This is a genomic window from Massilia sp. PAMC28688 (assembly GCF_019443445.1).
In the GTDB taxonomy this organism is placed as follows: Bacteria; Pseudomonadota; Gammaproteobacteria; order Burkholderiales; family Burkholderiaceae_D; genus Telluria_A.
Genome location: NZ_CP080378.1, coordinates 3,156,723 through 3,169,780, shown reverse-complemented (window position 1 = coordinate 3,169,780; position 13,058 = coordinate 3,156,723). Strand labels below are relative to the sequence as shown.

Annotated in this window: 14 protein-coding genes; 3 read left to right on the top strand and 11 right to left on the bottom strand. The window is 61.0% G+C overall.

Going from position 1 to position 13,058, the window contains the following annotated elements; all coding sequences use genetic code 11:
* Positions 1-236 precede the first annotated feature (236 nt).
* The 6 genes from KY495_RS14140 to KY495_RS14115 form a co-directional block, all read right to left on the bottom strand.
* On the bottom strand, positions 237-959 hold the full coding sequence (locus tag KY495_RS14140) for an ABC transporter ATP-binding protein (RefSeq protein ID WP_219880046.1): 723 nt from the start codon (positions 957-959) through the stop codon (positions 237-239).
* Positions 959-1,726, bottom strand: a complete 768-nt coding sequence (locus KY495_RS14135; protein ID WP_219880045.1) for an ABC transporter ATP-binding protein — start codon at positions 1,724-1,726, stop codon at positions 959-961. Before KY495_RS14135 ends, KY495_RS14140 begins: the two co-directional genes overlap by 1 nt.
* A gap of 10 nt (positions 1,727-1,736) precedes the next feature.
* Positions 1,737-2,939, bottom strand: coding sequence for an ABC transporter ATP-binding protein (locus tag KY495_RS14130; RefSeq protein ID WP_219880044.1), 1,203 nt, complete (start codon positions 2,937-2,939; stop codon positions 1,737-1,739).
* A 17-nt stretch (positions 2,940-2,956) separates the two neighbouring features.
* Positions 2,957-3,886 (bottom strand): branched-chain amino acid ABC transporter permease, encoded by a 930-nt coding sequence (locus KY495_RS14125; protein ID WP_219880043.1) that lies wholly within the window; start codon positions 3,884-3,886, stop codon positions 2,957-2,959.
* A gap of 234 nt (positions 3,887-4,120) precedes the next feature.
* Positions 4,121-5,095 (bottom strand): 4-hydroxy-3-methylbut-2-enyl diphosphate reductase, encoded by a 975-nt coding sequence (ispH, locus tag KY495_RS14120; protein ID WP_219880042.1) that lies wholly within the window; start codon positions 5,093-5,095, stop codon positions 4,121-4,123.
* A gap of 11 nt (positions 5,096-5,106) precedes the next feature.
* The gene (locus tag KY495_RS14115) at positions 5,107-5,562 is read right to left on the bottom strand and encodes a peptidylprolyl isomerase (protein ID WP_219880041.1); all 456 of its coding nucleotides are present in this window, start codon (positions 5,560-5,562) and stop codon (positions 5,107-5,109) included.
* Between the two features lie 69 nt (positions 5,563-5,631).
* On the opposite strand from KY495_RS14115, the gene radC reads away from it, so the two are divergent.
* Positions 5,632-6,309 carry a DNA repair protein RadC gene (radC, locus tag KY495_RS14110; protein WP_219880040.1) on the top strand — a complete coding sequence of 226 codons (678 nt, stop codon included), beginning with the start codon at positions 5,632-5,634 and terminating at the stop codon, positions 6,307-6,309.
* On the opposite strand, the gene KY495_RS14105 is transcribed toward radC, so the two are convergent.
* Positions 6,257-6,757, bottom strand: coding sequence for an MgtC/SapB family protein (locus KY495_RS14105; RefSeq protein ID WP_219880039.1), 501 nt, complete (start codon positions 6,755-6,757; stop codon positions 6,257-6,259). The genes radC and KY495_RS14105 overlap by 53 nt on opposite strands.
* Positions 6,758-7,013: 256 nt before the next feature.
* Between KY495_RS14105 and rpmB the strand changes: the two genes are divergently transcribed.
* The gene (gene rpmB, locus KY495_RS14100) at positions 7,014-7,250 is read left to right on the top strand and encodes a 50S ribosomal protein L28 (protein WP_054264245.1); all 237 of its coding nucleotides are present in this window, start codon (positions 7,014-7,016) and stop codon (positions 7,248-7,250) included.
* A 10-nt stretch (positions 7,251-7,260) separates the two neighbouring features.
* Positions 7,261-7,431, top strand: a complete 171-nt coding sequence (gene rpmG, locus KY495_RS14095; protein ID WP_197422130.1) for a 50S ribosomal protein L33 — start codon at positions 7,261-7,263, stop codon at positions 7,429-7,431.
* Positions 7,432-7,509: 78 nt separating this feature from the next.
* On the opposite strand, the gene KY495_RS14090 is transcribed toward rpmG, so the two are convergent.
* From KY495_RS14090 to KY495_RS14075, 4 genes are all read right to left on the bottom strand, one after another.
* On the bottom strand, positions 7,510-8,619 hold the full coding sequence (locus KY495_RS14090; protein ID WP_219880038.1) for a C1 family peptidase: 1,110 nt from the start codon (positions 8,617-8,619) through the stop codon (positions 7,510-7,512).
* Between the two features lie 468 nt (positions 8,620-9,087).
* Positions 9,088-10,287, bottom strand: coding sequence for a fatty acid desaturase (locus tag KY495_RS14085; protein WP_219880037.1), 1,200 nt, complete (start codon positions 10,285-10,287; stop codon positions 9,088-9,090).
* A 182-nt stretch (positions 10,288-10,469) separates the two neighbouring features.
* Complete coding sequence (locus KY495_RS14080) at positions 10,470-11,711, bottom strand: mechanosensitive ion channel family protein (protein ID WP_219880036.1); 1,242 nt, start codon at positions 11,709-11,711, stop codon at positions 10,470-10,472.
* Between the two features lie 8 nt (positions 11,712-11,719).
* Positions 11,720-13,048 carry an RsmB/NOP family class I SAM-dependent RNA methyltransferase gene (locus KY495_RS14075; RefSeq protein WP_219880035.1) on the bottom strand — a complete coding sequence of 443 codons (1,329 nt, stop codon included), beginning with the start codon at positions 13,046-13,048 and terminating at the stop codon, positions 11,720-11,722.
* Positions 13,049-13,058 lie beyond the last annotated feature (10 nt).

Sequence of the window (13,058 nt, the reverse complement as noted above, 5' to 3'; positions counted from 1 at the left end):
CGCCGCGATCTCCGCTCAGACTAATGTTCCAGAAGTTTGGCGAAAGACTTTCCTGACGGCGTGCCAAGTGGTCTGACCCTGGAGTTGGAAATTGATTTTGGCCCGTTTAAGTGGTCTGACCCTGGTGTTGGGAAATTGATTTTGGCCCGTTTAAGTGGTCTGACCCTGGAATAGGGAAATTGATTTGGGGCGGGCGGTCAGGCCGCGCGGGCCTGATGGTGGTGCGCTGGGACGAGCTATTCGCCCAAATAGGCGGCTTTGACGCGCGGGTCGTGCAGCATGTCGGCCGCGTTGCCGCTCATGATCAGCGCGCCAGAATCCATCACGTAGCCACGGTGCGCCGCTTCCAACGCCAGCTTGGCGTTTTGTTCCACCAGCAAGATGGTGATGCCTTCCGATGACACCTTGCGGATCACTTCGAAGATCTTTTCGACCATGATCGGCGACAGGCCCATCGAGGGCTCGTCCAGCAACAGCAACTCCGGATGGCTCATCAGCGCGCGCGCCATGGCCAGCATCTGCTGCTCGCCGCCCGAGAGCGTACCGGCCAGCTGCCCTGCCCGCTCCTTCAGGCGCGGGAACACGGTGAACCACTTGTCGACGTCGTCCGCAATACCAGCCTTGTCGTTGCGCGTGTAGGCGCCCATCATCAGGTTTTCCTGGATGGTCATGCGAGTAAACACGCCCCGCCCTTCCGGTACCATGGCCAGCTTGCGCTCGACCAGCTGGAAGGAATGCACATCCTTCAGCGGCTGGCCCTTGTAGGTGATCGTGCCCTCGATCTTGCAGCTTGGCAGGGTGCCGGTGATGGCCTTGAGCGTGGTGGTCTTGCCGGCGCCATTGGCGCCAATTAACGTCACCAGCTCGCCCCTGCTAATCTCCAGGTCGATGCCCTTGACGGCCTTGATGCCGCCGTACGCAACCTTCAGCCCCTGGATCTTGAGAATTGTGTCAGTCATTAATGGCCACCTCCCAGATAGGCTTCAATCACGGCCGGATTTTTCTGGATTTCTGCCGGCAAGCCTTCTGCAATTAACTTTCCATATTCCAGCACGCTGATGCGGTCGCACAGCCCCATCATCAACTTGACGTCGTGCTCGATCAGCAGCACGGTCTTGCCTTCGTTCTTGATCTTGACCAGCAGCTCGCGCAGGGCCAGCTTTTCGGTGGCGTTCATGCCGGCGGCCGGTTCGTCCAGCGCCAGCAGCACCGGGTCCGTGGCCAGGGCGCGCGCAATTTCCAGGCGCCGCTGGTCGCCGTACGACAGGAATTTCGCCGTGCGCCTGGCAAACGCGCCAATGCCCACAAAGTCGAGCAGTTCCTGGGCACGCTCCTTGATGGCCGCTTCCTCGCGCCTGGCTGCGGGATGCCGGAAAATGGCGCCGAACACGCCTTGGTGAGAGCGCACGTGCCGCCCCACCATGACATTTTCCAGCGCCGTCATTTCACCGAACAGACGAATATTCTGGAAGGTACGGGCAATGCCGGCCTTGGCCACCTTGTGCGGCGCCGAGGGCGAGTACGGCTTGCCATCGAGCACGAAGGTGCCCGTGTCAGGCTGGTACAGCCCGGTAATGACATTGAAGAAGGTGGTCTTGCCGGCACCGTTGGGGCCGATCAAGCCGTAAATCTGGCCTTTTTCAATCGTGAGGGCCACGTCGGTCAGCGCCTGCAGGCCGCCAAAGCGCTTGTTTACGCCTTGAATGTGCAAAATGGTCTGGGTCATGTTCTTTTCCTCAAGCGTCGAACGCACCTTGCTTGTTGGTTTCGGCCGCTTCGGGACGGTCTTCATGCTTGGGCGCGGGCCACAGTCCGGCCGGGCGGTACAGCATGGTCAGCACCAGCGCCAGGCCGTACAGCAGCTGGCGCATCACTTCGGCTTCAATGTAGATTTTGCCGAACAAGAACATCTGGACCGGATCGACCACGTAGCGCAGCACCTCAGGCAAGGCGGCGACCAGCACGGCGCCGACGATCACGCCAGGAATATGGCCGATACCGCCCAGTACCACCATGGCCAGCACGACAATCGATTCGGTCAGCGAAAACGATTCCGGCGAAATGAAGCCCTGGAAGGAGGCGAACATGGCACCGGCCACGCCGCCGAACGAGGCGCCCATGGTAAAAGCGAGCAGCTTGACGTTGCGGGTATTGATGCCCATGGCCTTGGCGGCAATTTCATCTTCGCGGATCGCGACCCAGGCCCGGCCCAGGCGCGAGTGCTGCAGGCGCGATGTGATGAAGACGGTGGCGATGACCAGCAGCAGGAACAGGTAGTAGTAGGCGTTTACGGACGGCATGGCAAATTCGCCGATGTAGACGGTGGCCTTGGAGCCGGCCTCGCCGCCCAGGGAGGTGCCGAACACGCGGATCGGATCAATGCCGTTGATGCCCTGGGGACCATTAGTGAAATTGATGGGGTCGTTCAGGTTGTTCATGAAAATGCGGATGATCTCGCCGAAGCCCAGCGTCACGATGGCCAGGTAGTCGCCGCGCAGCTTGAGCGTTGGCGCGCCGAGCAGGGCGCCAAAGATGCCGGCCATGATTGCCGCCAGCGGCACGATGACCCATACCGACAGATGGATGCCGTTGTCGCGGATGTCTTCGCCCAGCACCGCCACCAGGGCGTCACCGAGTTCGGGATTGAGGTAGATCACCGATTCGAGCAGCGCCGCGAACTGGGGCGAGGCCAGCAGTCCGGTCAGGTAGGCGCCCACCGCGTAAAAGGCGATATAGCCAAGGTCGAGCAGGCCGGCAAAGCCGACCACGATGTTCAGGCCCAGCGCCAGCATGATGTACAGCAGGGCCATGTCGATGATGCGGACCCAGGCGTTACCGAACAGCTGGGCAATGAAGGGGAAGATCAGGGCAACGACCAGCACGACACCCATGCTGATAAAGGCCTTCTTCCGGTTATGTTCGACGTCGAAAGTGAGCATGTTATTCCTCTAATGAATCAGGCGCGGTCGGCAACACGCTCACCCATGATGCCGGATGGACGAATGGTCAGCACAATGATCAGCACGACGAAGGCAAAGATGTCCTGGTAATGGCTGCCGAGGAAGCCGCCGGTCAGGTCGCCGATATAGCCGGCGCCGAGCGCTTCGATCAGGCCCAGCACGATGCCGCCGATCATGGCGCCATAGATGTTGCCAATCCCGCCCAGCACGGCGGCCGAAAAGGCTTTCATGCCCGGCAGGGCACCCATGGCGTATTGGATCGAGGAATAGTTCGCGCCCCACATCACCCCCGCAATGGCGGCCAGGGCGGCGCCGATGGCAAAGGTGGCGACGATGACCTTGTTGGCGTCCACTCCCATCAGGCCGGCCACGCGCGGGTTTTCCGCCGTGGCCCGCATCGCCCGGCCCAGCTTGGTGCGCTCGACCAGCAGCGCCAGCGCGCCCATCGACAGCAGGGCCAGGGACAGCAGCAAGACCTGGGTTTGCGAAATGAGGGCGCCGCCGATGGCGATCGGCTCGGGTGAGAGCAGTTGCGGGAACGACAGCGGTGCGCGGCCCCAGATCATCTGGGCAAACGTCATGAGCAGGTAGGACACGCCGATGGCGGTAATGAGCGGCGCCAGACGCGGCGCATTGCGCAGGCGGCGGTAAGCGACGCGCTCGATGATGACGTTGACGATCATGCACACCGGTATGGCGCCGATGATGGCAATGGCCAGGTTGACATAGCCGGGCATGCCGGGCGCTACCATTTCCAGCAGCTTGAGAATGGACAGGCCCACCATGGCGCCAACCATCAGCACGTCGCCGTGGGCAAAGTTGATGAGGTTCAGTACACCGTAGACCATGGTGTAGCCCAGTGCGACCAGGGCATACATGCTGCCCAGCACCAGGCCGTTGATAATCTGTTGGATAAAGGTATCCATGTTGAAGGCGCCTCTTTTATGTCGTTCTAACAAAAACGGCACCCGAGGAAATATCCCCGAGGTGCCGCTCCTTGTTTCATGGTTCTACAACAAACCGCGCACCGCCGCAGATATTTACAGTTCTGCGGCGACAATAAATCCGAGCGCCATCATGATAGCGAGGTTTGGTAAAAAGTAATATCGGAAAATTACAACTGTTCCAAATTTAATTTACCAAACAGCACGCTTTTTGGCTTAAGCTGCCCCGGTCAGGCCCTTGGGCAGGGGAAAGGTGACATTCTCTTCCACGCCCTCGAGCACGCGTACGCTGCGCGCGCCCAATTCCTTGAGGCGGTCAATCACGGCCTGGACCAGCACTTCCGGCGCCGAGGCCCCGGCCGTCACGCCCACCCGCAGCTTGCCGTCGATCCACTGGGGCTGGATCAGGGTGGCATTGTCGACCATGTAAGCCGGCGTCCCCATTTTTTCCGCCACTTCGCGCAGCCGGTTGGAATTGGAACTGTTGGGGCTACCCACGACCACCACCACTTCCACCTGCGGTGCCATGAATTTGACCGCTTCCTGGCGGTTGGTGGTGGCATAGCAGATGTCGCCCTTTTTCGGCTCGATCACATTCGGGTAGCGCGCCTTGATGGCCGCAATGATGTCGGCCGTGTCGTCCACCGACAGCGTGGTCTGGGAAACGTAGGCCAGGTTGTCGGGATTGCGCACTTGCAGCCGGGCCACGTCGGCCACGGTTTCCACCAGGTACATGCCCTCTTCCGTCTGGCCCATGGTGCCTTCCACTTCCGGGTGCCCGTCGTGGCCGATCATGATGATCTCGGCCCCCTGGCGGCGCATCTTGGCCACTTCCACGTGGACCTTGGTCACGAGCGGACAGGTGGCGTCGAAAATGGTCAAGCCGCGCGCTTCCGCCTCGGCCCGCACCGCCTTCGACACCCCATGGGCCGAAAACACCAGCGTATTGCCGGCCGGGACGTCGTCAAGGTCTTCTATGAAGATGGCGCCCTTGCTGCGCAAGTCGTCCACCACGTACGCGTTGTGCACGATTTCGTGGCGCACATAAATTGGCGCGCCAAACTGCTGCAGGGCACGCTCGACGATTTCAATGGCACGGTCGACCCCGGCGCAAAAGCCGCGCGGCTGGGCCAGCAGGATCTCGCTCGACGAGGTGGCCGCGCCGGGCCGCTCGAAAATGACTTCATTCATGGCTAATTCCTTTACAACACCGAGATCAGTTTGACTTCAAAGGTCAGCGCCTGGCCGGCGAGCGGATGATTGAAGTCGAAGGTGGCGCCGTCATCGCGCAACTGGCGCAGGATGCCGGCAAAGCGGCCGCCACCCGGGGCGGCAAAGTCGACCAGGTCGCCCACCCGATACTCGGCCCCGGGCGCGGAATTCTCGTCCAGCGTGGCGCGCGAGACATCGCGCACCAGCTCATTGTTGCGCTGGCCAAAGGCACGCTCGGGCGCGAGCTGGAAGGTCTGGTGGCTGCCCTCGGGCATGCCCAGCAGCGCTTCCTCGAGAAACGGTGCGAGCTGGCCCTGGCCCAGCATCAGCGTGGCCGGGTTCCCGCCAAATGTCGTGACAAGATCAGTGCCGTCGGCCGTGGCAAGCCGATAATGAAGCGTGAGGTAGGCCGTGGGCGTGACAACGGCCGGGGAATCAATGGACATGATGATGGTTCGCGCGTGCAAACCGATATTGTACCGCGTCGCGGGCTGGCGCTTTCATCGGGAGGTGGAATGGCAATCAAGGATTGGCCGGCGCAGCAGCGCCCCCGCGAGCGGCTCATCAAGGAGGGGGCGGCGGCGCTGTCGGATGCAGAGTTGCTGGCCCTGTTCCTGCGCGTGGGGGTGGCCGGCAAGAGCGCCGTTGAGCTCGGGCGCGATCTGCTGGGGCATTTCGGCTCCATCCAGGGCCTGTTTGGCGCCAGCCTGCCGGCGCTGGCCGGCGTGCACGGCATGGGACCGGCCAAATACGCGCAGCTGCAGGCAGTCATGGAACTGGCGCGGCGCGCCATTGCCGAACAGCTCCAGGCAGGCAGCACGCTGGCGTCGCCCGACGCGGCCAGCACCTATTTGCGTATGAGCATTGGAAGGCAACCCCATGAATCGTTTGTTGTGTTGTTTTTGGACGTCAAGAACCGCTTGATCGCCAGCGAGGAAATGTCGCGCGGCACGCTCACCCACACCAGCGTCTACCCGCGCGAAATCGTCAAGGCTGCCCTGCGCCATAACGCCGCCAGCGTCATCCTGGCCCATAACCACCCGTCCGGCGTGGCCGAGCCGAGCGCGGCCGACATGCAGCTCACGCGCGCGCTGATGCAGGCCCTGGCCCTGGTGGACGTGCGCGTGGTTGATCATTTCGTCATCGCTGGTCCTCATGTTCACTCTTTTGCTGATCATGGTCAACTTTGCTAAAACGCAGCAACGAGAGGATGAACAGGGCAAACAGCGCGCTGAGCACGGCCGTGCCTTCGCGGCCCATGCCGGCCGCCACCCCGACAGCAGCCGTGAGCCACACGCCGGCCGCCGTCGTCAGGCCGGTAATCTGGTTTTCGCTATGCGACTTCAAGATGGCGCCTGCGCCCAGGAAACCAACGCCGGCGGTGATCCCTTGCAGGACACGTGAGATATCGATCAGCTCCATGCCGGCCTGCAAAGGGATCAGGACAAACAAGGCCGAGCCCAGTGACACCAGCATATGGGTGCGCAGGCCGGCCGAGGCACCGACCGATTCCCGTTCATAGCCCAGTACGGCGCCGAGCAGGACCGCCATGGTCAGGCGCACGCACACCTGAGTGATGTCCCCCACGTCGCCGAGATCGGAAAATTCCTTCACTATCGTTGCCCATACCTGTTCCCACATCGCGCCCTCCAGTCATTGTTGCTACCCAGTCAATTGTAGTGCAGCGGAGCGCGGACCCGCGGCACCGCTGGCGAGCAAGGAAGCGAGGCCGTCAACGATGGGCGCGATGGTGATGCACGGCAATCGGCACCATGGACAATGTAAAATATCGTAAATTCCTGTGACACAATTGTTTTTCACAAGTCATTGATTCGGTGACGCTTTTCACGCTATACTCTTTCTTTTCCAAGTTTGGAACTATTTCAAGGAGTGCGCTATGGCACGTGTTTGCCAAGTAACTGGCAAGGGTCCGATGGTTGGTAACAACGTCTCCCACGCTAACAACAAAACGAAGCGTCGTTTTTTGCCTAACCTGCAGAATCGCCGTATTTTCGTAGAATCGGAAAACCGCTGGGTCTCCCTGCGCCTGTCCAACGCCGGTCTGCGCGTAATCGATAAAGTCGGCATCGATGCCGTGCTGGTCGACATGCGTGCCCGCGGCGAAAAAGTTTAATTAGGGAGCTATCATGGCAAAAACTGGCCGCGACAAAATCAAGCTGGAATCGACTGCAGGCACGGGTCACTTCTACACCACCGACAAGAACAAGCGCACCATGCCTGCCAAAATGGAGATCATGAAGTTCGATCCCAAGGCACGCAAGCACGTCATGTACAAAGAAACCAAGATCAAGTAATTCGGTCTTGCGTTAGTACCAAAAAAGCCGCCACGTCAGTGAGCGGCTTTTTTGTTATGGCCTCCCGTTCAGCGTGTGCTAACGGGTTCCGTACAGGGTAGTACCTGCAACGCGCACTGCCTGACCGGATTGCCGGGTCCCATCGACCACCAGCGTGTAGCGGCCAGGCGGCCAGCGGTATGGAAGACCGTACCAAAATTGCACATACGACTGCAGCATCCACACGCCGACGGGAAAGGACTGGCTCTGGAACGGAGGAATGCCCAGTCCGGTGACGTCTTCATACATGAAGGCCACGCTGGTGACGAACAAGGGTTCGGTCAGGGCGAAGTTCATGAAAATGAGCTCGACGTTATAAAACGGATTGGTTTGTGTCGTTGCAATCAGGCTGGTAATGGCCACGCTTGCCGGCGGGGTCGGACTGGGCGCCGGGGTCGGGTTAACGGGACCGGATCCGATGCCATCCGTTTCATAGACTTCGGCCACCGATGCATTGAATGACTGGTAATCCATCCAGAAATAGCCGCGATCACCAAATTCGCTACCCCAGCTGTTCATGACGAGGTAAGCCTGTTTCGCATCGTCGTAGCCCACCAGGGCCATGGCGTGGCCACCATTGGTGGCCGCTCCCCGAATCTGGTAGACCGATGTTTTCGCCGGCCCGTAGCCGAATGCTTCGAAATCCGAGTAGATCCTGGCGCCGATCACCAGAACCTTATTGTTTGCCAGCGCGGATTTGATCCCCTGAGGATTGCTTATTTCAATACGCCGGTAGCCGGCCAGGCCAAACTGGCGCACGTCCAGCGGTGCCCTGCAGACCGCATCGCTGTACGGGGCTGCCACAAGGCTGGCAACTTTATCCCGGATCATGATGTCAAAGGCATCCGTTATCAGGGTCCCTTCCCGGCAAGCAGTTGGCCTGAGCCGCTGCAATTTTGCGTAAAGGTCGGCCGGACTGGCCTGCTGCGACGCCGCGCTGGGCGCCACAGAGGAAATTTGCGCGGACAAATATGTCGCCGTGGTGTAGGCGACGGCCCAGGCCACGCACGAAGGCTGGCTGCGCTGATCGCCGACAGGGGGAAGGAAGCCGGAGGAGCGCAAGTCGACCACGGGCGGCAGCGTCGCGGCGGCCGACAGTTTCCCGTACACCGCGGGCACTGCCGCCAGCTCCGTGGGGGTGCGCAGCAAGGCACCGTAACTGGCTGTTCTGGGCGCTGGCGTCGGGGTTGGAGCCGGGGTGGGCGCCGGCGCTGGACCCGGCGCCGGGGTGGGTGTCGGCGTCGGGCCGGGACATCCGACCAGGGGTACGGCCAATCCAGTCGCAGCAATGCGCCCTGCTATCGTAAGAAAGTCACGTCTCTTCATGTCCGCTCCCTCGTCAAGTGTCAGGTTGAAAGTTCTACGGTCGAGCCAATCTATACTGCGCCGATTTCTGCCGTAAATACTCGCGGATTGTCACATCGTCAAAAAAGAGATCATAAAAACAACAAGACCTTTCCGGCAAGGCGGCGCAATGCGGCGTGGCCCATTGATCGGCTGTCGGCAGAACGCGCGCCCGTTTCTCCTGCGGCAGACAGATGTGCAAACGGCTCCCGCAGGAGCCGTTGATCGTGAAAACGGCTCCCGCGGGAGCCGTTGATCAGCAAATTTGACAGCTTATGCGTAGCTGCGCAGGCGCATGGAAAACTCTTGCAGCGACTTGATACCCGACGCTTCCGCGCGGGCACACCAGTCCTGCAATTGCTGCAGCAACTGGTCGCGGGTGCAATGCGAGCGCTCCCAGATGGCGCCCAGCTCGACCCGCATCTGATGCATGGTTTCCAACGCCTTGCTATGCTGGAACAGCTCCACCAGCTGCTGCTGGTGCGATGCCTCCAGCTTGGCAGGCTCGCGCTGGAGCAGCTTGCGCGACGACTTCAGGAAGCGCGACTCGAGCTGCGCCTTGGTCTTGAGGTGTTCAAGTTCTTCGTGCCAGGCTGCCTTGACCGATTTGGCATACTTGGCCATGACGTCGTAGCGATTGGCAATCACCGACTGCAGCGTGTCCAGGTCGGCCACCAGCTTGCCGTGCTCAAAGCTTGGCTTGGGCGCGACTTTCTTGACCTTGGCCAGGCCCAGCGTTTCCAGCACACGGATGTAGAACCAGCCAATATCGAATTCATACCATTTCGACGACAGCTTGGCCGAAGTGGCAAAGGTGTGATGGTTGTTATGCAGCTCTTCGCCGCCAATCAAGATGCCAAACGGGATGATGTTGGTCGCAGCATCAGCGCAATCATAATTGCGATAGCCCCAGTAGTGCCCAATGCCATTGATGATGCCGGCAGCGGTAATGGGAATCCACATCATCTGGATCGCCCAGATGGTAATGCCAATCACGCCAAACAGGGCGACATTGATGATTGCCAGCAGCACAATGCCCTGCCAGCTGAAGCGGGTGTAGACATTGCGCTCCATCCAGTCATCCGGCGTGCCGTGGCCGTACTTGGCCATGGTTTCCTGGTTTTTCGACTCGATCCGATACAGCTCGGCGCCTTCAAACAAGACCTTGCGGATGCCGCGCGTGACCGGGCTGTGCGGATCTTCTTCGGTATCGCATTTGGCGTGGTGCTTACGGTGGACGGCGGCCCACTCCTTGGTCACCTGGCCCGTGGTCAGCCACAGCCAGAAGCGGAAAAAATGACTCGGAATCGCGTGCAAGTCGAGCGCGCGGTGGGCCTGGTGGCGGTGCAGATAAATGGTCACGCTGGCGATGGTGATGTGCGTCACCACCAGCGTATAGCCGACAACCTGCCAGGCGGTCAGGCCAACCAGTCCATTCGAGAGGAAATCAACAATCGAACTTAACAAATCCATTAGTACTCCAAGATAGGGGCGCTGCAAGCACCCGGAACATCCTTCTCCGACAAAACCGAAGGCAGCCTCTATTTTACGCGCATACAGTGACGCACGGCACGATGGACCGAATGATTTACCGTTCCTTACATCATCATGGCGGGCAATACGAGCGTGCCTTAATCATCAGGCAATGGAGGCGCTTAAGCGAGGGTGATGCGGCCAGCGCGGATCAGGCCGTAAATGGCCTTGTTGACTTCAGACACCACACTGCCGCGGCCGTTGTTGGGATCCCCAATCCAAAACCCCAGTTCCAGTTCATGGCCGGCAGCGCTGAGCTTCTTGATGGTCACGCTGGGGGCGGGCTGCTCCAACACGCGGGGCATGCCACGCGGTACTGATTCGAGCAGCGCCAGGACGGCGTCAAGGTCGCAATCGGACGCCACCGTCAGCGTGGTCGACAGCTGCACGGTCGAATGGGACAAGGATTGGTTTTGCACGGCGCCGGAAATGAGCATTTCATTGGGCAGCACCGTTTCCACCCCGTCCTGGCCCTGCAGCACGGTATAGCGGGTATTGATGCGGGTCACCTTGCCGGTGTACTTGTCCACCGAAATCATGTCGCCAATGGTCAGGCTGCGCTCGATCAGGATGACAAAGCCGGACACATAATTGCTGGCGATCTTTTGCATGCCCAGACCGAGGCCCACACCCAGGGCGCCGCCGAATACGGACAGCACGGTGAGATCGATGCCCACCAGTGACAGGCTCACCAGCACCGCCACTACGATCAGCACGCCCTTGCTCATGCGCGCCATCACCACCCGCAGCGAGGTGTGCAGGCCGGCCATGCCCATCAGGCGGGATTCGATGGCCGCGCCTGCCCACATGGCGACCATCAGCAACACGCCCACCGAGACCGCGGCCTGCAGGATGGTCGACAGCGCCACCTTGTTCTTCCCCAGCGGCAGCGTGGTGTTGTCGAGGAAGTCAACCACATCGACCCACAAACCGGTCAGATACAAGGCAACGCCGAACCAGACCAGCATGGCGAAGATTTTTTCAAACGTGACCAGGGCAGCGCCCACCGCGCCCCGGCGCGCCACCGGACCGCGTAGCAGGTAGAACGCGAGGCGGATCACGGCCAGCGAGCCGAACACGGGCAAGGCCGCCTTGAGGAGATGGGCGTTGCCGATATACGGCTTGGCAAACCACTGCGAACCAGCAATGAGGCCGGCAATGAAGGCCGGACTCAAGACGTCGCCGAAGCTGCTGACACCCAGATGCACCATGGTGCGGCCATTGGGATCGGCATAGGCGCCACGCACCACGCGCGCCAGCAACCAGCCTATCAGCGCGCACGCAGCAATGATGCCCGCCTGCCAAACAATTTTCGGCTTGTTGAAGTCGCTGATGAGGTCGGCCAACAGGTTCGAGAACGCCATGGACCGCTTCAGTTGCTTGCGTTGCTGGCGTCGGCGTCGGCGTCAGCCTCGTCTGCCGGCACTGCCTTGGCCTTCTTCTCGATCGCCTTGCGCTGCAGCACGGCAGCGAAGAAGCCATCGGTCTGGTGCTTGTGCGGCAGCAGCTTGAGGTAGTCGCCCATGTCCAGCGCGATCTTTTGCTCGGCCAGCACCTGGTGCATCGGCACCAGCTCGAACTCGGGATGCGCAGCCAGGAATTGCTGCACGATGAAATCATTCTCTTCATCAAGCAGGCTGCAGGTGGCATACACCAGGCGTCCGCCGCCCTTGAGCAGGCGCGCGGCGCCGTCCAGGATGGCCGCCTGCTTGAGCTGCATCTCGCCCACGGCGTCGGGCTTCTGGCGCCACTTGACGTCAGGATTGCGGCGCAGGGTGCCCAGGCCGCTGCAGGGTGCGTCCACCAGCACGCGGTCGATCTTGCCGGCCAGGCGCTTGATCTTGGCGTCGCGCTCGTGGGCAATCTGGACCGGATGCACATTCGACAGGCCGCTGCGCGCCAGGCGCGGCTTGAGCTTGGCCAGGCGCTTTTCGGACACGTCGAAAGCGTACAGGCGGCCCGTGTTGCGCATCAGCGCGCCCAGAGCCAGCGTCTTGCCGCCGGCGCCGGCGCAAAAGTCCACCACCATCTCGCCGCGCTTGGCGCCGACGATCTGCGACAGCACTTGGCTGCCTTCATCCTGCACTTCAATCGCGCCGCTTTTAAACAGCGGCAGGTTTTGCAGCGAGGGCTTCTTGTGCACGCGCAGGCCCAACGGGGCATACGGCATGGGTTCGGCCAGAATCGGCGCTTCGCCCAGTCCCGCCACGACCTCGTCGCGCGTGGCCTTGATGGAATTGACGCGCAAGTCCAGCGGCGCCGGCTTGTTGAGGGCGTCGGCCAGGGCCAGCGTCTCGGCTTCGCCGTACTGGGCCACGAACTTGTCGAACAGCCACTTGGGCAGGTTGGCCCGCATTTGCGGCGGCATCAGGCTGCGGTCGATGCCCTTGATGCGTTCCAGGAAGGCAGCTTCTTCTTCCGTCAGCCCGCCCAGCGACTCGGCACCCACGGCTTCGGCCAGGCCCATGATGGTCAGGCGGCGCATGGTCGGGCTCTGCCCTGCTTCGGCAAAATCGGTAAAGAAGGACTTGTTGCGCAGGATCGCGTAGATGCCCTCGGCAACAGCGCCGCGCTCACGGGCGCCCAGGCGCGGGTGGTCCTTGAAGTAGCGCGACAAGGTCGTGTCGGCCGGGGCCGTGAAACGCAAGATCTCGCGCAATACTTCTTCTGTATTGCCGAGTATTGCTGGTGGCAATCTCATGGAATTCCTT